At 71.8% G+C, this 20,586-nt stretch carries 17 protein-coding genes; 9 read left to right on the top strand and 8 right to left on the bottom strand.

The window, feature by feature from the left end:
- Positions 1 to 53: 53 nt before the first annotated feature.
- The 3 genes from FHS44_RS16720 to FHS44_RS16710 are packed head-to-tail and all read left to right on the top strand — an operon-like array spanning position 54 to position 3,514.
- Entirely contained in the window at positions 54 to 626 is a 573-nt protein-coding gene (locus tag FHS44_RS16720) for an RNA polymerase sigma factor (RefSeq protein ID WP_184715628.1), read from the top strand.
- Complete coding sequence (locus FHS44_RS16715) at positions 623 to 1,090, top strand: hypothetical protein (protein ID WP_312863683.1); 468 nt, start codon at positions 623 to 625, stop codon at positions 1,088 to 1,090. Before FHS44_RS16720 ends, FHS44_RS16715 begins: the two co-directional genes overlap by 4 nt.
- Positions 1,091 to 3,514: a CHAT domain-containing protein gene (locus FHS44_RS16710; RefSeq protein WP_184715626.1), complete on the top strand. Its 2,424-nt coding sequence runs from the start codon at positions 1,091 to 1,093 to the stop codon at positions 3,512 to 3,514. It begins immediately after the preceding gene.
- Here the strand turns inward: FHS44_RS16710 and FHS44_RS16705 are convergent.
- From FHS44_RS16705 to FHS44_RS16690, 4 genes are all read right to left on the bottom strand, one after another.
- Positions 3,454 to 4,266, bottom strand: a complete 813-nt coding sequence (locus tag FHS44_RS16705; RefSeq protein ID WP_184715624.1) for a sulfurtransferase — start codon at positions 4,264 to 4,266, stop codon at positions 3,454 to 3,456. The two genes, FHS44_RS16710 and FHS44_RS16705, sit on opposite strands and share 61 nt — an antisense overlap.
- Positions 4,263 to 5,402, bottom strand: coding sequence for an alkaline phosphatase family protein (locus FHS44_RS16700; protein ID WP_184715622.1), 1,140 nt, complete (start codon positions 5,400 to 5,402; stop codon positions 4,263 to 4,265). The genes FHS44_RS16705 and FHS44_RS16700 overlap by 4 nt, the downstream gene beginning before the upstream one ends.
- Positions 5,399 to 5,989, bottom strand: a complete 591-nt coding sequence (locus FHS44_RS16695; RefSeq protein ID WP_184715620.1) for a DUF5998 family protein — start codon at positions 5,987 to 5,989, stop codon at positions 5,399 to 5,401. The genes FHS44_RS16700 and FHS44_RS16695 overlap by 4 nt, the downstream gene beginning before the upstream one ends.
- A gap of 165 nt (positions 5,990 to 6,154) precedes the next feature.
- On the bottom strand, positions 6,155 to 8,797 hold the full coding sequence (locus tag FHS44_RS16690; RefSeq protein WP_184715618.1) for a bifunctional acetate--CoA ligase family protein/GNAT family N-acetyltransferase: 2,643 nt from the start codon (positions 8,795 to 8,797) through the stop codon (positions 6,155 to 6,157).
- A gap of 185 nt (positions 8,798 to 8,982) precedes the next feature.
- On the opposite strand from FHS44_RS16690, the gene FHS44_RS16685 reads away from it, so the two are divergent.
- Complete coding sequence (locus FHS44_RS16685; RefSeq protein WP_184715617.1) at positions 8,983 to 9,873, top strand: carbohydrate kinase family protein; 891 nt, start codon at positions 8,983 to 8,985, stop codon at positions 9,871 to 9,873.
- A gap of 46 nt (positions 9,874 to 9,919) precedes the next feature.
- Here FHS44_RS16685 and FHS44_RS16680 read toward each other — a convergent pair whose 3' ends face one another.
- A complete protein-coding gene (locus FHS44_RS16680; RefSeq protein ID WP_184716577.1) occupies positions 9,920 to 12,007 on the bottom strand; it encodes a RecQ family ATP-dependent DNA helicase in 2,088 nt (695 codons plus the stop codon).
- A gap of 119 nt (positions 12,008 to 12,126) precedes the next feature.
- Here FHS44_RS16680 and FHS44_RS16675 point away from each other — a divergent pair, with 119 nt between their 5' ends.
- Entirely contained in the window at positions 12,127 to 12,714 is a 588-nt protein-coding gene (locus tag FHS44_RS16675; protein ID WP_184715615.1) for a GNAT family N-acetyltransferase, read from the top strand.
- A gap of 191 nt (positions 12,715 to 12,905) precedes the next feature.
- On the top strand, positions 12,906 to 15,383 hold the full coding sequence (locus tag FHS44_RS16670) for a DNA gyrase/topoisomerase IV subunit A (RefSeq protein ID WP_184715613.1): 2,478 nt from the start codon (positions 12,906 to 12,908) through the stop codon (positions 15,381 to 15,383).
- A 129-nt stretch (positions 15,384 to 15,512) separates the two neighbouring features.
- Here FHS44_RS16670 and FHS44_RS16665 read toward each other — a convergent pair whose 3' ends face one another.
- Together FHS44_RS16665 and FHS44_RS16660 are read right to left on the bottom strand one after the other, a co-directional pair.
- Positions 15,513 to 15,893: a VOC family protein gene (locus FHS44_RS16665; protein ID WP_184715611.1), complete on the bottom strand. Its 381-nt coding sequence runs from the start codon at positions 15,891 to 15,893 to the stop codon at positions 15,513 to 15,515.
- 129 nt (positions 15,894 to 16,022) lie between these two features.
- Positions 16,023 to 16,340: a hypothetical protein gene (locus tag FHS44_RS16660; protein ID WP_184715609.1), complete on the bottom strand. Its 318-nt coding sequence runs from the start codon at positions 16,338 to 16,340 to the stop codon at positions 16,023 to 16,025.
- Between the two features lie 175 nt (positions 16,341 to 16,515).
- Between FHS44_RS16660 and FHS44_RS16655 the strand changes: the two genes are divergently transcribed.
- Positions 16,516 to 17,010, top strand: coding sequence for a beta-class carbonic anhydrase (locus tag FHS44_RS16655; protein ID WP_184715607.1), 495 nt, complete (start codon positions 16,516 to 16,518; stop codon positions 17,008 to 17,010).
- A 97-nt stretch (positions 17,011 to 17,107) separates the two neighbouring features.
- Here the strand turns inward: FHS44_RS16655 and FHS44_RS16650 are convergent, their stop codons facing one another.
- Positions 17,108 to 19,180, bottom strand: a complete 2,073-nt coding sequence (locus FHS44_RS16650; RefSeq protein ID WP_184715605.1) for a DNA gyrase/topoisomerase IV subunit B — start codon at positions 19,178 to 19,180, stop codon at positions 17,108 to 17,110.
- A 240-nt stretch (positions 19,181 to 19,420) separates the two neighbouring features.
- On the opposite strand from FHS44_RS16650, the gene FHS44_RS16645 reads away from it, so the two are divergent.
- Positions 19,421 to 19,651, top strand: a complete 231-nt coding sequence (locus FHS44_RS16645) for a DUF7455 domain-containing protein (protein ID WP_184715603.1) — start codon at positions 19,421 to 19,423, stop codon at positions 19,649 to 19,651.
- Between the two features lie 191 nt (positions 19,652 to 19,842).
- Positions 19,843 to 20,583, top strand: a complete 741-nt coding sequence (locus tag FHS44_RS16640; protein ID WP_184715601.1) for a YaaA family protein — start codon at positions 19,843 to 19,845, stop codon at positions 20,581 to 20,583.
- Positions 20,584 to 20,586: the final 3 nt, after the last annotated feature.

The raw sequence follows: 20,586 nt of genomic DNA, 5'->3' as shown, positions 1-20,586 counted from the left end.
CCAAGGTCTTCACGTGAACACGGAGTGTGTTCTTCGCGGTCTCGGAGGCGCCGGTGAGCGACCAGCAGACGATCGACGCCGCGCTGGCAGGCGACCAGGCCGCGTGGGACGCGCTGGTGACCCACCACTCGGGCAGGCTCTGGTCGGTGGCCCGCGCCCACGGTCTGAGCGCGGCCGACGCCGCGGACGTGGTGCAGGGCACGTGGCTGCGGCTGGTCGAGAGCCTGCACACCATACGCGACCCCGAGCGGATCGGCTCGTGGCTGCTCACCACGGTGAGGCGCGAGGCCTGCCTCCTGAGCAGGCGCACCCGGGGTGAGCGGCTCGTCGCCGACCCCGCCGCCGAGCAGGCCGATCACAACCCCACGCGGGCCGACCTCGCCGTCCACCCCGATCCGGCACTGATCGTGCTCACCGCGGACGAGGGCCGCCGCCTGTGGCGCACCGTCGAGACGATGCACGAGCCCTGCCGTTCGCTGCTCCTGCTGATGGCCACCGCGCCGGACGCGGGGGTCCACCAGCTCGCCGTACGGCTGGGCATGCCCAGCGGCAGCTACGGCCCCACCAGGGGGCGCTGCCTGAACCGGCTACGCACCATGCTCACCGCCCAGGAGGCGCAACCGTGACCACCCGACATCCCCCCGCGATCGACGACGAGTCCCTGGTCGCCGCGCTCCGCCTGGCCGCGGGCAGGGATCCCGTCCCGGCGCACGTCCTGGCGGAGGCCAGGGCGGCCTTCGCCCTCCGGGTGCCGGGCGCCTCGACGGCGGCGCCGGTGGCCACGGCCGTCCCCGCGGGGGTGCGGTCGTCCGAGGAGGCGCGATTGCTGCGCTTCACCGTGGGTGCCCTCGTCGTGGAGCTGGAGATCGTCCCCGTGGACGGCCTCGTCGACCTGGCCGGTCAGGTCTCGCCCCTTCCCGAGGCGGGCACGACGGTCGAGGTGCGCACCCCGCACCTCACCGAGTCGCGTGAGGTCTCCGCGACGGGCCAGTTCGCCGTCACCGGGCTGCCGCCCGGCTGGTTCAGCGTGGTGTGCAGGCGCCCCGGTCACGGTCCGGTCGTCACCAGCTGGACCCGGATCCGTCCCTAGGTGGTTCCTGACGAGGCGGTCGCCGCCGCGGAACGGGCGCTGGAGATGTCCGGCAGCGACCCCGCGCGGGCCGCCGAGCTGGCACGTGAGGTGCTGCGCCCCGCGGCGGTCTCCGGCGAGGCTGCGACGGTCGCCCACCGGGCGCTGGCGCTGGCCGCCAGGGAGCTGGGAGACCTGCCGCTGGCCGAGAGCCATCTGCGCAGGGCCGTCGGCATCGCGTTGTCGGCGGGCCTGCGGCATCGGGCGGCCCAGGCCCGTCTCTCCCTGGTCCACGTCAGCGCCGAGCTCGGCCGTCCCGCGCAGGCCCTCACCGTCGCGGCCGCCGCCGAGCCGTACCTCGATCCGGCCGAGGTGGCCAAGCTGGGGGTCCACCGGGCGGTCGCCCTGGCCAGGCTCGGCCGCTACGCCGAGGCCGCCGAGCAGTGCGACCGGGCCATCGGCCTGCTGGAGGACGATCCCAGGTTCCTGGCGGGGGCGCTGCTGAACCGGGGTCTGGCACGGGCCTTCCTCGGGGAGTTCGAGGCCGCCGAGGCCGACCTGACCCGCTGCGCCGAGCTGGCCGGACGGGCGGGTCTCGACCACGTGCTCGCGCTCGCCGAGGGCAACCTGCCTTTCCTGGCCGCGCGGCGCGGTGACCTGCCCGCCGCCTTCGCCGCCTACCGGCGGGCGGAGAACAGCCTGTTCGGCTATCCCGAACGCCTCGCCACGATGCGCTGTGACCTGGCCGAGGCGCTGGTCGCGGCCCACCTGCCGGGTGAGGCGCGGGTGCTGCTCGACCTGGCGGTGCCCGAGCTGACCGCGGCGGGCGCGCGGGGCGCCCTGGCCGAGGCCCTTCTGCTGCTGGCCAGGGCCGAGCTGCGCACGGGTGAGCCGCACCGCGCCCTGCGGACCGCGGAACGCGCGGGCGCCGCGCTGGCCGCGCAGGGCCACGCCGTCCTGGTGCCGCTCACCACGGAGATCGTCCTGCGGGCCCGGCTGGCCCTCGGTCCGCAGGACCGGGAACTGCTCACCGAGTTGCTCTCCTGCGCCGACGACCTCGACGCCGCCGGGCACGCGGAGGTCTCCGGGGAGCTGCGGCTCACCGCCGCCGAGGTCGCGCTCCTGGTCGGTGAGCGCGCGGTCGCCGACGGCCAGCTCGACCGTCTCGCCCGGGGCCCCGGACTGGTCTCCCGGCACGCCTCGGCGCTGAGGCGGGAGCTCGCCGGAGACAGGCGTGGGGCGTTCGCCGAGGTCAGGGCGGGTCTCGCCGAGGTCGCCGCCCGTACGGTCACGGCTGAGGATCCCCGGGTCCGCGCCCACGCCGCCAGGGCCGGGGAGCCGCTGGCCGGGTTCGGGCTCACGCTGGCCCTGCGGACCGGGCGGGGCCGTACGCTCCTGGCCTGGGCCGAGCGCTGGCGGGCCGTGGCGGGTGGCTCGGGACGGCCGCTGGCTCCTGACGTCGAGGAGCTCAGGGCGGCACTCGGTGACGCGGTCCTGGTCGAGTTCGCCAGGAACGGCGACGAACTCCTCGCCGTCGCGGTGGCGCCGGAGCGCGTCGCGCTGCGCCGCCTGGGCTCCTTCTCCGTCGTCGCAGAGGCCGTCGTGCGGCTGAGGTACGGCCTGCGCAGGGCGCATCTGCGTGACGGGAGCGCGGCCTGTGTCGCCGGGGAGGCGGCCCTGCTCGAACGGCTGCTGCTCGGCCCCCTGGCGGGGATCGTGGGTGACAGGGCGCTGGTCGTCGTGCCGACGGGGGCGCTGCACACGCTGCCGTGGCCGGTCCTGCCGTCGAACTCCGGGCGCCGGGTCTCGGTGGCCTCCTCAGCCGCGGCCTGGCTGGCCGGAGGGAGGGGCCGGGCCATACGGGCAGGCAGAGTTGTGGTGGCCGCGGGGCCCGGGTTGCGGCACGCCGAGGCGGAGGCGGAGATGGTCGTTACCCGTCACCCCGGCGCCGAGCGGGTCGCGGCGCTGCGTCCCGAGGTGGTCGCGGCGCTGCGCGGGGCCGAGGTCGCGCACCTGGCCGCGCACGGCACGTTCTGCTCGCGCAGCCCGCTGCTGTCCGGTATCGATCTTGAGGACGGCAGGCTGATGGCCTACGACCTGCTGCGGCTGCGCACCCCGCCCGGGCTGGTCGTGCTGTCGGCGTGTGACGCCGGGATGGCCCACGCCCCCGCGGACGGCGCCCCGCTGGGGCTGGCCGGTGCCTTCCTATCTCTGGGGACGCGGTGTGTGGTGGCCAGCCTGGTCCCGGTGCGCGACGAGGAGACCCTCGACCTCATGACGGTCTTCCACGAACTGCTGGCCACGGGCCACTGCCCCGCCCAGGCGCTCGCCACGGCGAACGCAAAGACGGGGGTGACCGGTTTCGTCTGCCTGGGCTACGGCGATCAGCCGGTGGCGACGGGCCGTGAGGGGTCGGCGACCCAGTTGGACCAGGAGCCGACGTAGAGGGCGGCGGGAATGCCCGCGACCTCAAGGGCCAGCACCTCGTGGGCGGCCGTCACACCGGACCCGCAGTAGGCGCCTACCCGCACGCCGGGGACGGCGCCGAGCGTGTTGAAGCGCTCACGCAGGAAGTCGGGCAGGTGGAAACGCCCCGAGGGATCGACGTTCTCACCCGTGGGGGCGCTGACCGCGCCGGGGACGTGTCCCGCGACGGGGTCGATCGGCTCGACCTCTCCCCGGTAGCGCTCGGCGGCGCGGGCGTCGAGCAGGACCCCGTCCCCGGCCAGCTCCGCGGCCTGGTCGGCGTCGAGGACGGGCATCCCGCCGGGGCGCGCGACGAAGTCGCCCTGAACCGCCTCCTGGTCGCCCTCGGCGAGGGGCAGCCCCTCCGAGACCCAGGCGCGCAGGCCGCCGTCCAGGACCCGGACGTCCGGGTGGCCGAAGTGGCGCAGCGTCCACCAGGCCCGTGCCGCGGCGGTCGAGTCGGCTTCGTCGTAGACCACGACCGTGCGGGAGCCGGAGACGCCCAGGCGGCGCGCGGCCTCCTGGAAGTGGTCGGCGGCGGGCAGCGGGTGGCGGCCCGCCTCCCCCGGCGGGGCGGCGAGGTCGGCGTCCAGGTCGCAGAAGACGGCGCCGGGGATGTGTCCCTCGCGGAAGAGGTCGGCCCCCGGCGGGCCGCCCAGCTTCCAGCGGACGTCCAGGACCGTCGCCCCGGTCAGGGCGGACAGCTCGGACGGGGTGATCAGCGGGCTCATCGGGTGCTTACCTCCAGCAGGGGAACGTGCTGCTCCGCGGCGGTCAGGGAGCCGTGGACGCCGATGAACGACGACTCCAGCGTCTCTCTGGCCGAGGCGACGATCACGCAGTCGGTGTACGGCACGGCCAGGACGTCGCCGATCCTGGGCAGCCAGTCCTGCCGCACGCGGGGCCCGAACCAGCCGGACTCGACGGCCTCCTGCCGGGAGACGACCCACGCCCTGCCCTCCAGGAGCTCACTCCAGGTGCCGAGCACGGCCTGGGTGGCGCCCGGCGCGGTGTAGACGTGCCTGACCCTGGTGTCGCCGCCGAGCAGGGCCACGCCCTCACGCAGCGCGGTGTAGCGCCCCTCCTGGCTGTCCACGTCGATCCACTCGGTGGCGTTGACCATGCCGTGGTCGGCGGTGACGTACATCGCCGAACCCTGCGGGAGGGTGCCCGCCAGCCGTTCGGCGAGGTTGTCGGCGGCGGCGAGCCGTTCGAGCCACTGCGGGGAGCCCCAGCCGAACCTGTGGCCCGCGGCGTCGAGGTCGCCGTAGTAGACCGTCACGTGGGAGCGGGGCCTGGCCAGGGCCACGCGCGCCCCCTCGACCCGGTCGTCGAGGGTGTCGGCACCGATGAACTCGGTGCCCCGGTAGACGGCCCGGTTGAACGCGGTCGGCCCGAACTCGGAGGGGGCGACGTAGCTCACGGAGACGCCCGCGGCGGCGGCGCGCTCGAAGACGGTCGGGGTCGGCTGCCACTCGTCCGGCGGGACCGTCGGGCCCGCCGAGGTCCAGCGCAGGCAGTTGAGCAGGTGGCCCGTGCCCGGCATGGCGAGCTGGTAGCCGAGCATGCCGTGCTCGCCGGGCGGCAGGCCGGTGCCCAGGGTGCTGAGGCTGGTCGCGGTGGTCGCGGGGAAGCCCGCGGTGAGCACCCTCGGCCGTCTCGCGGTCAGGAACGGGGCCGTCTCCGGGTGGGCGTCGAGCAGCTCGGCGCCCAGGCCGTCGACGAGGAACACCAGGACGCGCTTGGCGGGCTCCAGCCCCAGGGGGTTGTCGCCAGGCCCCGAACCCATCCCGAGCACGGCGAGCAGGGAGCGGGACAGGTCGGCCAGGGAGGCCGTGCCGTACGCCGGGAGGAGCGGGGCCGTCATGAGGCGGCGTGGGCGGTGGCCTCGGACAGTGCCTTGGCGAAGGCGAGCACGTGTGAGACGGCCTCGGGGCCGTCGGCGGCCTCGCTCACCCTCAGGGACAGGTCGTCGGCCGTGATAGCGCCGGTGTATCCGTGGTCGGCCTCGCAGTTCTCGTCGCCGCAGGTCGCGGGTTCGAGGTCCACGTGGGAGATGGCCCCCCAGCCGATGGTGAGGGTGACCTCGTTCGGCGGGACGCCCGGCACGTAGGAGGCCGGATCGGGCACGACCCTGGTCACGGCGACCGACTGGATCCGGCTCAGGCGCACGGCCTCGGTGGTCGTCGAGGCGTGCGAGACCGAGACGCCCTCGACCGGTGAGTGCTCGTCGGTGTGGCAGACGAGCAGGCGGCTGGGGGTGAGCACCAGGACGGTGACGTGTCTGCGCACCTCCATGGCGGGGTCGAAGGTGGCCTCGTGGTGCACCACGTAGGCGCCCACCTGCTCCTTGCCCAGGGCGGAGTCGACCGCGTCGGCGACCAGGTCGGGATAATAGCCGCTGCGATCGATTGCCTCGCGCAGACCGGCGGCCGAGAGTCGGGTTTCCCTCATGGGTCCATCCTGCCCTGTCCGGGGCATCGCTTTCGCCTGGAGGCCGGGAGGTTCGGCCATCGGCGAAAAGACGCTCCCCGCGAAATGCGGTTTCCCCGAAGTAGGTAGGCGGTTAATTCGGGTTTTGGCGTTAATTGTATTGATAAGGCGGTGGCGGGGTTTTCATCACCACCCGCGTCCCGCCCAGCCGAGACGGCGCGGTCCCGCGTCCACCCGCGGCCCCTCCTGACTGCTCAGTACGGCACGCGCCCCGAGCACGATCACCTCCGACTCTCCCACCAGCACCGGGTCGAGGTCGAGCCTGGCCACCTCGGGAAGGTCGTCGGCCAGTCGCCCGACCCGGATCAGCAGCTCCTCAAGGGCCTCGACCGCGACCGGCGGATAGCCGTACTCACCGAACAGCAGGGGAGCCGCGTGCGGCGACCTGACCAGTGTCGCGGCGTCCTCCGAGGTCAGCGGGGCCAGCCGGTAGGCCTCGTCGTGCAGCAGGCGGGCGGTGACCTCCCCGAGCCCGAAGGAGACGACGGCGCCGAAGGCCGAGTCCTCGATGACGCTGACCACGGTCGGCACCGCGGGCTGCGGGACCATCCGCTGCACCGCGAGCACCGCGTCCTGGCCGAGCTGCTCCTTCAGCCCCGCGAAGGCCTCGCGCACCCCGTCGGGACCTGTCAGGCCGAGCCGTACCGTTCCGGCGCGTTTGGCCGCCTCCGGGTCGGCCGCCTTCAGCACCACCGGCCAGCCGAGCCGCTCCGCCGCCTCGACGGCCTCCTCGGGGGAGGCGGCCACCTCGGCGGGCCACACGGTCAGCCCGTAGCAGGCCAGCAGCTCGGAGGGGTCGATCCGCACATCCCCGTGCGGCTCTCCCAATCTCGACAGCACCAGCCGTCGCGCGGCGGCGGTGTCCACGCCCTCGATCTCCTCGGGCACCCCGGGGGGCCGCTTGCGCCAGCGGGCGTGCCGTACGACATGGGCCAGGGCACGGACCGCCTCCTCGGGGGCGGCGTAGGACGGGATGGACCCCCGCTCGGGCGTCGCGCCGGTCCGCAGTCCCTGGGGCACGCCGACCCTTCCCTCGAAGGTGGCCAGGACCGGTTTGCCGCAGTCGCGGGAGACCCGCAGCAGCTCGGCGGCCACCTCGTCGGCGGGGCCGGGGATCGGCGGCATGTAGATGACGACGACCGCGTCCACATCCTGCAGGACCGAGGTCAGCGCGGCACCGAACTCGGCGGCCCCGGCCCGCGCGCCGAGGTTGACCGGCGGCGCCGGGTCCAGCCCGGCCCGCACGCAGGCGTCGGCGGCCAGCAGCGCCAGCGCGTCGGAGTTGCCGACCAGGCCGACCCTCGGACCCTTCGGCAGCGGCTGGTAGGCCAGCAACTGGGCGACGTCGAACTGCTGGATGAGGTCGTCCACCCGGATCACCCCGGCCTGCTCGAACAGCGAGCTGAGCGCGGTGTCGGGCAGTCCGAGCACCGGCGCCGCGTGACCTCTGGGCACGTTCTGGGTGGTTCCGCCGCTCTTGACGACCACGATCGGCTTGCGCCGTGAGATGCGCCGCGCGAGACGGGCGAACTTGCGGGGGTTTCCCAGCGACTCCAGATAGAGCAGGATCACGTCGGTCCTGGGGTCCTCCTCCCAGTACTGCAGCAGGTCGTTGCCCGAGACGTCGGCGCGGTTGCCCGCGGAGACGAACGAGGAGATGCCCATGCCCCGCTGGGCGACCCGCTGCAGCAACGCGGTGCCCAGGGCGCCCGACTGGCTGAAGAAGCCGACCCTGCCGTGGCCGGGGATGGTCGCGGCCAGCGTGGCGTTCAGCCTGACCGAGGGGTCGGTGTTGGCGATGCCGAGGCAGTTGGGGCCGACGACGCGCAGGCCGTACGCGCGGGCGATGCGGGCCAGCTCGTCCTGCCGCTCCCGCCCCTCAGGACCGGTCTCGCCGAACCCGGAGGAGACCACGACCAGCCCGCGCACCCCTTTCTCCGCGCACTCCTTGACCACCTCGATCACCCCGTCGGCGGGTACGGCCAGCACCGCGAGGTCCACTTCCCCGTCGATGGCCGTCACGCTCGGGTAGGCGCGCACCCCGGCCACCGCCCGCGCCTGCCGGTGCACCGGGTAGACGGGACCGGTGAAGTCGGCGGCGAGCAGGTTGCGCAGCACGGTCTGGCCGACTCCACCCGGTTCCCTGCCCGCCCCGACGACCGCGACCGAGCCCGGCGAGAGCAGCCGCTCGATGGAGCGGGACTCGGCCCGGTGCTCGCGGGAGGCGGTCACCTCCTGGGAGGTCTCGGTCGGGGTCAGGTCGAGGGTCATCCGCACGACGCCGTCGGCGAAGCGGCTCTGCGCGGTGTATCCGGCCTGCTTGAGCACGGCCGTCATCTTGCGGTTGGCGGGCAGCACGTCGGCGACGAAGCGGGTGATGCCCCGCTCCCTGGCCGTCTCCGCCAGGTGTTCGAGCAGCACCGAGGCCACCCCACGGCCCTGGTGGGCGTCCTCGACGAGGAAGGCGACCTCCGCCTCCCCCGGTCCCATCCGGTCGTAGCGGATCACCGCAACCATGTCGGCGCCGATCGTCGCGATGAGCGCGACGCGGTCGACGTAGTCGACGTTGGTGAACCGGGTGACCTCACGCTCGGACAGCCGGGGCCTCGGACCGAAGAAACGGAAGTAAATGGACTCCTCGGACAGCCGGGAGTAGAACGAGCGGAGCCGATCGGCGTCGGCCGGTTTGATCGGTCGTACATGGGCGGTGCCGCCGTCGGAAAGGACGACGTCCGCCTCCCAGTGAGCGGGATACTGAGCAGCCTCCACAGTCCCGAGAGTAGACGTCAGACGCGTATGCCAGATCGGCAGGGCGGTTCGCGCCCGGTTCACGCAACGCTTGTGCATCGACTATGGCACGCTGTCCGGTCCGGACCCCATACGCTGGCCGGAAGCTGTTAAGTTTTTCGCGGCTAGAGGCACGTCAGCATCGAAGGCAGCAAGGCGGTGACATCATGACGCGGGTGGTCGTGGTGGGCGATCTGATGACCGATGCGGTCGCACGAGCCCGCTACCCATTGGCACGAGCCAGCGACACACCGGCGATCGTCACCATGCACGGCGGCGGCTCCGGAGCGAACATCGCCTCCTGGCTCGCGGTCGAGGGGGCCGAGGTGGCCTTCATCGGGCGCAGGGGTGCCGACATCACGGGCCGTAACCGCGACATGGAGCTGATGGGCTACGGGGTCGACGCCCGCCTCGTCATGGATCCCGAGCGCCCGACCGGCACCTGCGTGGTGCTCGTCACCCACAAGGGCGAGCGCACGATGCTGTCCGACCCCGGCGCCAACGCCGCCCTCTCGCCGGAGGACCTGCCCCGCGACCTGTTCACCCAGGGAAGCCACCTGCACCTGTCCGGTTACACCCTGATCAACGAGGGTTCCCGCGAGGCCGGGCTCGCCGCCCTGGAGATGGCCCGCCGCTCCGGGATGTCGGTCTCCGTCGACTGCTCCTCCTCGGCCCCGCTTGAGCGCACCGGCGCCGAGCCGTTCCTGGAGTGGACGCAGAACGCCAAGCTGCTCTTCGCCAACGCCGACCAGGCCAAGGTCCTGACGGGCCGTGACGACCCCGCCGCTGCCGCCAAGGTGCTGACCGCCTGGTTCCCGCAGGTCGTCGTCAAGCTCAGCGACGAGGGCGCGCTGTGGTACAACGGCCGTGCCGAGCCGATCCAGGTGGCCGCGGAGGCCGTCGAGCGCGTGGTCGACGGGACCGGGGCCGGTGACGCCTTCACCGCCGGGTTCCTGCCCGTCTGGCTGGAGAACAAGCCGCCGACCGAGGCCCTCGCCGCGGGCTGCCGCCTGGCCGCCAAGGCCATCTCCCACCTCGGCGCCCGCCCCCGCCTCTAGATCTTTCTGAGGTACGGCCCTGCGCGGGCCGTACCTCCACATGTCTCTAGGCCGTGACCGCGAGGGTGAGCGGAAGCACCGCTGGGGCACCCGCGTGGCGGAGCATGGCGGCGGCCAGGGTCAGCGTCCAGCCGGTGTCGAGACGGTCGTCGACCAGCAGCACCGGCCCGCCCACCTCCGCGACGGCCTCGGACAGCGCGGCGGGCATGGCCAGCGTGGCACGGACCGCCTGGACCCGCTGGGCGCTGTTGAACTGACGCCCGGGAGGCCCGGAGCGATATCCCAGATCACCCAGGTACGGCAGGCGTCCCACCTGGGCCAGCCGCTCGGCCAGGCTCCGGACCAGTTGGGGACGGCTCGCCGAGGGAACCGCGACGACCGCGGCCGGGCGGTGTCGCCACTCCCAGTGCGAGAGCACCGTGACCACGGCCGCGAAGACGTCGTCGGGGACCGGGCCGTCGGGGGCGCCCTCGGCCAGCAGCCCGCGCAGCCTGTTGCCCCAGCCGATGTCGGTCAGCCTGCCCAGCGCCCTGCCCGGCTCGGCCCCCAGCTCGGGCTTGATGCGCCCCCTGAGGTCGCTCAGGCCGCTCGGCCACTGCTTGCGCGCCTCGATCTCGACCCCGGGGCGGCTCAGGCTCTCGGCCGCCCGCTCGACCGCCCGCGCGTCCACCTCGGGTGAGCGGTGCGCGCCGGTGCAGTTGTCGCAGCGCCCGCACGGCGTGGCGCTCTCGTCGTCGAGGCGCAGCCGCAGGAACCGCTCGCGGCACTCGGTGGTCTCCAGGTAGTCGAGCATGGCCCGCTGCTCGGCCTCGCGTTCGGCCGTGACCCGGGCGTAGCGGCCCGCGTCGTAGGCCCACTCCTCGCCGGTGGCCTCCCAGCCGCCCTTGACCCGGCGCACCGCGCCGTCCACGTCGAGGACCTTGAGCATCGTCTCCAGCCTGCTCCTGCTGAGATCGACCCGGTTCTCCAGCGCCGCCGTGGACAGCGTCCCGCCCTCGGACAGGGCGTCGAGCACGGCCCGCACCACGGGCTCCGGCGGGAAGGCGAGCGAGGCGAAATAAGCCCAGATCTCCCGGTCCTCCGCGCCGGGAAGCAGGATCACCTCCGCGCGCTCGACCCCACGCCCGGCCCTGCCGACCTGCTGGTAGTAGGCGACCGGGGACTGCGGGGCGCCCACGTGGACCACGAACCCGAGGTCGGGCTTGTCGTAGCCCATCCCGAGGGCCGACGTCGCGACCAGCGCCTTGATCTTGTTGTCGAGCAGGGCCTGCTCTGCGGCGAGCCGTTCCGCCTGCTCGGTCTGGCCCGAGTAGGACAGCACCTCGTGCCCCTGCTCCCGCAGGTAGGCCGCGATCTCCTGGGCCGCGGCGACGGTGAGGGTGTAGACGATGCCGGAGCCCGGCAGCTCGTGCAGCGTCTGGGCAAGCCAGGCCAGGCGCTGCTCCGCGCCGCGCAGCCGTACGACACTCAGGTGGAGGCTCTCGCGCTCCAGCGGGCCGCGCAGGACGAGGGTCTCACCGGAGTGCGTGTCGTCGGCGCTGAGCTGCTCGGCGACGTCGTGGGTGACCCTGGCGTTGGCCGTCGCCGTGGTCGCCAGGACCGGGACACCCTCGGGCAGGTCCTGGAACAGCGTGCGCAGCCTGCGGTAGTCGGGCCTGAAGTCGTGACCCCAGTCGGAGATGCAGTGCGCCTCGTCCACCACGACCAGGCCCGCGCTCTCGGCCAGCTCGGGCAGGACCCGGTCGCGGAACTCGGGGTTGTTGAGCCGCTCCGGGCTGACCAGGAGCACGTCGACCAAGCCCTCGGCGACCTGCCCGTAGGTCTGCTCCCACTCCTCGGGGTTGGCGGAGTTGACGGTGACCGCGTTGATCCCGGCCCGCTCCGCGGCGGCGATCTGGTTGCGCATCAGGGCGAGCAGGGGGGAGACGATGACGGTCGGGCCCTCGCCCAGCTCGCGCAGGAGCGCGGTCGCGATGAAGTAGACCGCCGACTTGCCCCAGCCCGTCCGCTGCACCACGAGCACCCTGCGCCGGTCCACGACCAGCGCCCTGATGGCCTCCCACTGGTCCTCGCGCAGCCGGGCGTGCTCACCGGCGAGGGCCCGCAGCCGCTCCTCTGCCTCTTCGCGCAGCATCTGCTCTTCGCTCACCGGCCTATTGGTACCAGGTCGGGGTGACCGTTTCACTTCACCCGGGTCCCGTCGCCGTTCGGCGGGCCTGCCTGGTTCCACGTCGTGGTTTGATGCATCTCAACATGGACGTCACAACGTGGTACCTCGAACAGACCTCGCGCTCGGACCTGCTCCCGGCAGGAACGCCCGCGATCGAGGCCGACATCGTGCGCGCCGAGATCGTCTCCCCCGAGTTCAGCAGGTTCCTCTACACGGCCGTCGGAGGCGACTGGCAGTGGACGGACAGGCTGCGCTGGACCTGGCGGGAGTGGAAGGACCTGCTCGACGGCGACGTGGAGACCTGGGTCGCCTACCACAGGGGCACACCGGCGGGTTACGTCGAGCTCACCCCCGGCCAGGACGCGGAGGTCGAGATCAGCTCCTTCGGCCTCATGTCCTGGGCCACGGGCAGGGGCCTGGGCGGCCGTCTCCTTGAGTCCGGTACGGCCCGCGCCTGGGACCTCGCCGACCGGCACGAGGGCCGTGAGCCCACCCGGCGGGTGTGGCTGCACACCTGCTCCCTCGACGGCCCGCACGCCCTGGCCAACTACCGGGCCCGGGGCTTCCGGCTCTACGACACCCGGCACGGCGCCCCGGGGGACGAGGACGAGGGAACCACCCCCGGTCCGTGGCCCGGCGCGGGACCCCGCGCGGGGCCGGAAGAACAGTGAACGCGGGGAGTGTCGGCCACGGTGAGTATGGTGGCGGGACTCCACACGATGTACGGTCACGTCGATCGGGGACCGCCACCACCGAGCCTCCGACGCCCGCCCGGCACCCAGGCTGAACCACACCACGAGGACTCAAAGGAGGATGCGCTCTCCCTCGGCAGAAAACCGAGGCGCCCGCGCAGGAAAAACTGATGGCCCGACGGACGACCACACCCCCGACCGACGGTGACTTCGAGGAGCGGATCGTCGACATCGACGTCTCCGCCGAGATGCGCACCAGCTTCCTCGAATACGCCTACTCGGTCATCTACCAGCGTGCGCTGCCGGACGCCAGGGACGGCCTCAAGCCGGTCCAGCGCCGCATCCTCTACTCCATGAGCGAGATGGGCCTGCGCCCTGACCGGGGGCACGTGAAGTCGTCGCGGGTCGTCGGCGACGTGATGGGCAAGCTGCATCCGCACGGCGACACCGCCATCTACGACGCCCTGGTGCGCATGGCGCAGCCGTTCTCCATGCGGCTGCCCCTGGTGGACGGGCACGGCAACTTCGGCTCCCCCGACGACCTGCCCGCCGCGATGCGCTACACCGAGGCGAGGCTGGCCGCGGCGGCCATGTCGATGGTGCAGTCGATCGACGAGGACACCGTCGACTTCAAGCCCAACTACGACGGGCAGGAGACCGAGCCCACGGTCATGCCGTCGGCTTTCCCGAACCTGCTGGTCAACGGCGCGACCGGCATCGCGGTCGGCATGGCGACCAACATGGCGCCGCACAACCTGGTCGAGGTCGTCGCCGCCGCCCGCCACCTGATCAAGAAGCCCGACGCGACGCTCGACGACCTGATGCGTTTCGTGCCCGGCCCTGACCTGCCGACCGGCGGCACGATCATCGGCCTCGACGGCATCCGCGACGCCTACGCCAAGGGCCGCGGCACCTTCAGGATGCGCGCCAGGTGCGCCGTCGAGCAGGTCAGCCCCAGGCGCAAGGGCATCGTCGTCACCGAGCTGCCCTTCAACGTCGGCCCCGAGCGGGTGGTCACCAAGATCAAGGAGCTGGTCACCGCCAAGAAGCTCCAGGGCATCTCCGACCTGAAGGACCTCAGCGACCGGCACAAGGGCCTGCGCCTGGTCATCGAGATCAAGAACGGCTTCATCCCCGAGGCCGTGCTGGAGGAGCTGTACCGGCTGACGCCGATGGAGGAGACCTTTGGCATCAACAACGTGGCGCTGGTCGACGGCGAGCCGCGCACGCTGGGCCTGCGCGAGCTGCTCCAGGTCTACGTCGACCACCGCATCGACGTCACCAGGCGCCGTTCCCTGTACCGCAGGCGCAAGCGGGAGGAGCGTCTGCACCTCGTCGAGGGCCTGATCATCGCCCTGCTCGACATCGACAGGGTCATCCAGGTCATCCGTTCCTCCGACGACTCGAGCCAGGCCCGCCAGCGGCTGATCGAGACCTTCGCGCTGTCGGAGACCCAGGCCGTCTACATCCTGGACACCCCACTGCGCCGCCTGACGCGTTTCGACAAGCTCGAACTCGACCAGGAGAAGGCGACCCTGGAGGCGGAGATCGCCGAGCTGAGCGAGATCCTCGCCTCGGAGACCAAACTCCGCAAGGTCGTCTCCGACGAGCTGGCGCAGGTCTCCAAGACCTTCGGCACGCCCCGCCGTACGGTCCTGCTGGAGTCCTCGGGCGTCGCCAGGAACGTCTCGGTGCCCCTTGAGGTCGCCGACGACCCGTGCCTGGTCCTGTTCTCCTCAACCGGCCTGCTGGCCCGTACGGCTGACGCCTCCCCACTGCCCGCCGGCGGCGAGCGCTCGGCGCACGACGTGCTGGTGTCCGTGGTGCGCAGCACGGTCAGGGGGGAGGTCGGAGTGGTCACCAACCTGGGCCGGATGATCCGGGTCCAGGTCGTCGACCTGCCGACGCTTCCGCCGACCAACAGCCCGCCGTCGCTGTCCGGCGGCCATCCCGTCTCCGAGTACGTCACGTTGGAGCAGGGCGAGACGGTCGTGGGCCTCGGCTCGCTCGATCCCGAGGGCCCCGGTCTGGCCCTGGGCACCGCGCAGGGCGTGGTGAAACGGGTCGTCCCCGACTATCCAGCCAACCGTGACGACTTCGAGGTCATCGGGCTGAAGGAGGGCGACACCGTGGTGGGGGCCGCCGAGCTGACCTCGGAGGACCACGACCTGGTCTTCATCACCTCCGAGGCCCAGCTGCTGCGTTATCCCGCGACGAGCGTCCGTCCGCAGGGCCGTCCCGCGGGCGGCATGGCGGGCATCCGCCTCGACGGGGACGCCCGGGTGATCTGGTTCGGCGTGGTCGATCCCACCCGTGAGTCCAGGGTCGTGACGATCGCGGGCTCCTCGACCGCGCTGCCCGGCACCCAGATCGGCGGCGCGAAGATCTCCGACTACGCCGAGTATCCCCCCAAGGGCAGGGCCACCGGCGGGGTGCGGGCCCAGCGCTTCCTCAAGGGCGAGGACGTCCTGCTGCTCGCCTGGGCGGGTCCCGCCCCGGTGCGCGCCGTCTCGACCGTCGGCAAGCCCGTCCCGCTTCCCGAGGAGCTTGGCCGCCGCGACGGGTCGGGCCTGCGCCTCACCCACACCGTGGCGGCCGTCGGCGGCTCCCTCGGCGCCTCCGGCGACGAGCCCCCCGCCGAGAGCTGAACCTTCCGTCCTCCGGGAGCCCTCTCCCGCCCTCACAGCCCGTAGGGCGGGGGTTTTTCCCGGCTTACCCCGCGGGAGAGCCTGGAGGGCCCTTCAGGGCCCTCCCTGTCCCCTTTTCCGGCCTGGCAATCACCCGGTGTGAGAGGGCTCTCCCACGCAGAGGCAGAACGGGTGCCCGACCGGGTCGAGGAAGACGCGGAAACTGTCGTCCTCACTCGGCTGGTGGGCGTGCTTGACCGCGCCGAGCGCGAGCACCCCGGCCTCGCCCTTCTCCATGTCGTCCACGGTGAGGTCGAGGTGGAACTGCTGGGGGCTCTCCGCACCGGGCCAGCTCGGCGGCCGGTAGTCCTCGGCCAACTGGAAACAGAGCCTGCTCCGCCCGTCGGTCAGGACCACCCAGTCGTCCTCGACCGAGGCCGTCTCCCACCCCAGGACGGCACCGTAGAAGTCGGCCAGGCTCTTCGGATCCGGACAGTCGAGGACGACCGACCGCATACGCGCGATTGCCATGGTCCCTCCCAAAAACACCAACGACGAAATTACGCGGCTGTCCTTCCCCCGCACACCCGCGTCACACCACCACCGCCCAGGCCGCGCCGTACCCCTGAAAACGCTCCCCTGCCGTACGGCGCGGCACGCTCAGGCGGGTGAGGTCTGCAGGGCGAACCTGATCGCCATCAGCAGTTGCCAGGGCTCCCCCGACTCCCAGGAGCGGATGAGCCGCGCGACCTGCTCGCCGGGCTGGAAGTCGTCGAAACCGTGCGGACCGAAACACCCCGCCTCCGCGAGCACCTCGACCAGCGGGTCGTCCTCGCCGAGAGACTCGGTGTAGATCGCCGCGTCGAGCAGGGCGAGCGCCGAACGCGCGTTACGGCCCCCGTCGCGGGTCTCCACCCGGTCCAGTCTCCGCCTGGCCTGCGCACGCAGGTATTCGGCCAGCGATGCGATCCTGCCCATGACTCCCCCAAAATCCGGACTCTGCGTCACGACATCATCACCCATCGTGAGGGGAGATGGTGGGATCTTTCCCCACGGGATGAAGTCCAGGTGAAGAAGGCCGCCCCGGAAGGCATCAGGAAAGCCGCATGAGGGATTATCAATCCATAGTTTCCGCCGACCGAAAGGTGTTTGCGTGGGTGCCTTCGACGACCTTCTGGCCGCAAACGAGGAGTTCTCCGCCACGTTCACCGACTCCGAGCTCACCGGCACGGCAGCCCGCGGCCTCGCGGTTGTCACCTGCATGGACTCGCGGATCGACCCGCTCGGGCTGTTCGGCCTGAAAGCCGGGGACGCGAAGATCCTGCGAAACGCGGGCGCCCGGGTCACCGACGACGTCCTGAGGACGCTGGTGCTCGCGGTCTACCTGCTGGGGGTGAACCGGGTGCTCGTCATGCCGCACACCGACTGCGGCATGTCGAAGGCCACCGACGACGACGTGCACAAGCTCGCCGCGGAGCGCGGCGTCGACACCCGCAGCCTGGAGTTCCACACCGTGCCCGACCAGAGCGCGGCCCTGCGTCACGACCTGACGCGCATCAGGACCAGCCCGTTCCTGCCCAATGGCCTGTCGGTCGGTGGCGCCGTCTACGACGTGCGCACGGGGAAGATCCTGCCCGTCGAGGTGTGAGAGAGGGCCGGTCCCCTTCCCGGGGACCGGCCCTTCCCGTGCTTCGGATGTCTCAGGCGCCTCAGGCGCCTCAGGCGCCTCAGGCGCCTCAGGCGCCTCAGGCGTCGATGTGGTCGCGGTCGACCTCGGCCGCGCTGCCCACGATGAACTCCCTGCGCGGGGCCACGTCGCTGCCCATCAGCAGGTCGAAGATGCGCTCGGCCTCCTGGACGTCCTCGATCCTGACCCTGCGCAACGTCCTGCGCCGGGGCTCCATCGTGGTCTCGGCCAGCTGGTCGGCGTCCATCTCGCCCAGGCCCTTGTAACGCTGGACCGGGTCCTTCCAGCGCTTGCCCCTGCGCTCCAGGTCACGCAGGACCCGGTGCAGTTCGGCGTCGGAGTAGCAGTAGACGTACTTGTCCTGGCCGCGTCCCGGGTTGGTGACCTCGATGCGGTGCAGCGGCGGCACCGCGGCGAAGACCCTGCCCGCCTCGACCATCGGCCGCATGTAGCGGTGGAAGAGCGTCAGCAGCAGGCACCGGATGTGCGCGCCGTCGACGTCGGCGTCGGCCATCAGGATGATCTTGCCGTAGCGGGCCGCCTCGATGTCGAACGAGCGTCCCGATCCCGCACCGACGACCTGGATGATCGCGGCGCACTCGGCGTTCTTGAGCATGTCGGCGACGGACGCCTTCTGCACGTTCAGGATCTTGCCGCGGATCGGCAGCAGCGCCTGGAACTCCGAGTCGCGGGCCGCGCGGGCGGTGCCGAGCGCCGAGTCACCCTCGACGATGAACAACTCGCTGCGGTCGACGTCGTCACTGCGGCAGTCGACCAGCTTGGCCGGGAGCGCGGAGTTCTCCAGGGCGGTCTTGCGCCGCTGGTTGTCACGGTGCTCACGGGCGGCGATCCTGGCCTTGGCCGCCGCGGTGATCTTCTCCAGCACCGCGCGCAGCTGCTGCTTGGCGCCGCGGGGCGGGTTGGTGAAGATCTCCCTGAGGTCCCGGGAGACGACGTGGGCGACGATCCTGGAGGCGGCCGAGGTGCCGAGGACCTCCTTGGTCTGCCCCTCGAACTGGGGCTCCGGCACCCGCACCGTGACGACCCCGGTGAGGCCCTCCAGGATGTCCTCCCTGGTGACCGGGGCGTCGCCGTTCTTCAGCAGCCGGGTCTCACGGAGCAGCTCGTTCAGCGTGCGGACCAGGGCCCGCTCAAGGCCGTTGACGTGGGTGCCGCCCTTGGGGGTGGCGATCACGTTGACGAAGGACCTGACGGTGCTGTCGTAGCCCTTGCCCCAGCGCAGCGCGACGTCCACGGTGAGCTCACGCTGCACCTGGGTCGGTGTCATGTGCCCCAGCTCGTCGAGGACCGGGACGGTCTCGTGGAAGTGGCCGACGCCCTGCAGGCGCAGCACCTCGCACAGGGCCTCGTCACGGGCCAGGAACTCGGTGAACTCCGAGATGCCCCCGTCGAAGCGGAACTCCTCCTCGGCGACCTCCTCACCACGGCTGTCACGCACCGTGAGGGTCAGGCCGGGGACGAGGAAGGCCGTCTGGCGGAGCCGTACGTGGATCTCGTCGAGGGAGACCTCCGCCTCGGGCAGGAAGATCTGGTGGTCCAGCCAGAAGCGGACGCGGGTGCCGGTGCCCTTGCGGGCGAGCGGGCCGCCGTCGCGCAGGCCGGACTTCTTCTTGAACTTGGCCGAGGGGCCGTCCCCGTCGAAGACGCCGGGCACACCCCTGCGGAAGCTGATCTCGTGGATCCGGCCGTCACGGTCCACCTCGACGTCCAGGCGGGAGGACAGGGCGTTCACCACGGAGGCGCCGACGCCGTGCAGGCCACCGGAGGCACCGTAGGAGCCGCCGCCGAACTTACCTCCGGCGTGCAGCTTGGTGTAGACCAGCTCGACTCCGGCCAGGCCGCTCTTGGGCTCGATGTCCACCGGGATGCCACGACCGTTGTCACGGACCTCGATCGAGCCGTCGGCGTGCAGCTCGACCTCGATGCGGGTGCAGTATCCGGCCAGGGCCTCGTCGACCCCGTTGTCCACGATCTCCCAGAGGCAGTGCATGAGACCGCGGCTGTCGGTCGACCCGATGTACATGCCCGGGCGTTTGCGGACGGCTTCAAGACCTTCAAGCACCGACAGATGGCGCGCCGTATAGCCCTTCTCCGCGCTAACTGCGGTCACACCCACTCCCACTCTGCTCGAACACGTGTGCGCAGCTTACCGTTCTTCCCGCCACGACGGGTACAACCTTCTCACGCGACCACCACGGCGTTACGACGAGTGAAAAGCCCGTTACTTTCGGGCACTTTCCGCTCTCGGCGTAGCCGGGGGCCGGTTGGGAAGCCTCGCATCCGGTTAGATGTTGTCTCAAGTGACTGACGCCAGATCCTCCACACAAGGGGATGACCTGAAAGGCGATACGTGACTGGAACACTCGCCCCCACCAAGCAGCTGACGGCCACGGACCGCTGTGACCGGTGCGGCGCCCAGGCTTACATCCGCGCGACCCTGCCCGCAGGTGGGGAGCTGCTGTTCTGCGCCCACCACGGGCGACAGCACGTAGCCGTGCTGAGAGACAAGGGAGCCGACATCCAGGACGAGTCGGCGCGCCTCAGCGACACCCCGGCAACCGCCAGCAACGACGAACGATAGAGACCGGCAGGTCCGGTGGCGCCACCGGACCGACGTCGTGGGGTGACGCCGTTCCCATGAACGGCCCATCCCGCGGCCCGGCTTGACCATCATCGGATATTACCGCCGCGTGCCCCGCCTCCATGCCATCGGAGGCGGGGCACGCGGCCTTCACCGGCATGCCGTGTCCCGCCGCGTTACGCTCGGCGACTGTGTTGATTCTGCTGCCGCCATCCGAGGGGAAGGCCGCGCTGGGCGACGGCCCCGCCCTCGACCTGTCCCTGCTGAGCTTTCCCGCCCTGACCTCCTCCAGGAGGAAGGTCCTGGGCACACTCGTCACACTGTCCGGAAAGACGCGGGCACAGGACGTGCTCGGTCTGTCTCCCGGGCAGGTGGGTGAGCTCGGCAAGAACCGGCAGCTGCGGACCGCCGCCACACTGACGGCCGCAGAGCTGTACACCGGTGTGCTCTACGACAACCTCGACCTGGCCTCGCTGTCTCCCGGCGCCGCCAAACGGGCCGAGAGCAGCCTGTTGATCTTCTCCGGCCTGTGGGGCCTGCTGCGCACCACCGACCGGATCCCGCCCTACCGCCTGTCCATGGCCGTACGGCTACCGCCGATCGGCGCCCTCGGGCCCTACTGGCGCAAGGCGATCACTCCGGTCCTCGACGCCGAACCCGGCCTGGTCGTCGACCTGCGCTCCAGCACCTACGCGGCGGCCTGGCAGCCAGGGCAGCGGGCGGTCGGGGTGCGGGTCCTCAAGGACGGCAAGGTCGTCAGCCACATGGCCAAGGCCACCCGGGGGGTGATCGCCCGAGCCCTCCTGGAGGGGGACGCGGACCCTCAGACGCCTCAGGAACTGGCCAAGATTCTGGACGAACTCGGCCACACCGTGGCGCTCGGCCCCGCCCCCACGGGCAAGAGGCCGTGGACCCTCGACGTCACCGCCTGATCC

This window comes from Streptosporangium saharense (assembly GCF_014203715.1).
GTDB classification, from domain to species: Bacteria; Actinomycetota; Actinomycetes; order Streptosporangiales; family Streptosporangiaceae; genus Streptosporangium; species Streptosporangium saharense.
The sequence above is the reverse complement of the archived record's forward strand: the minus strand, read 5'-3'. Positions and strand labels throughout refer to the sequence as shown.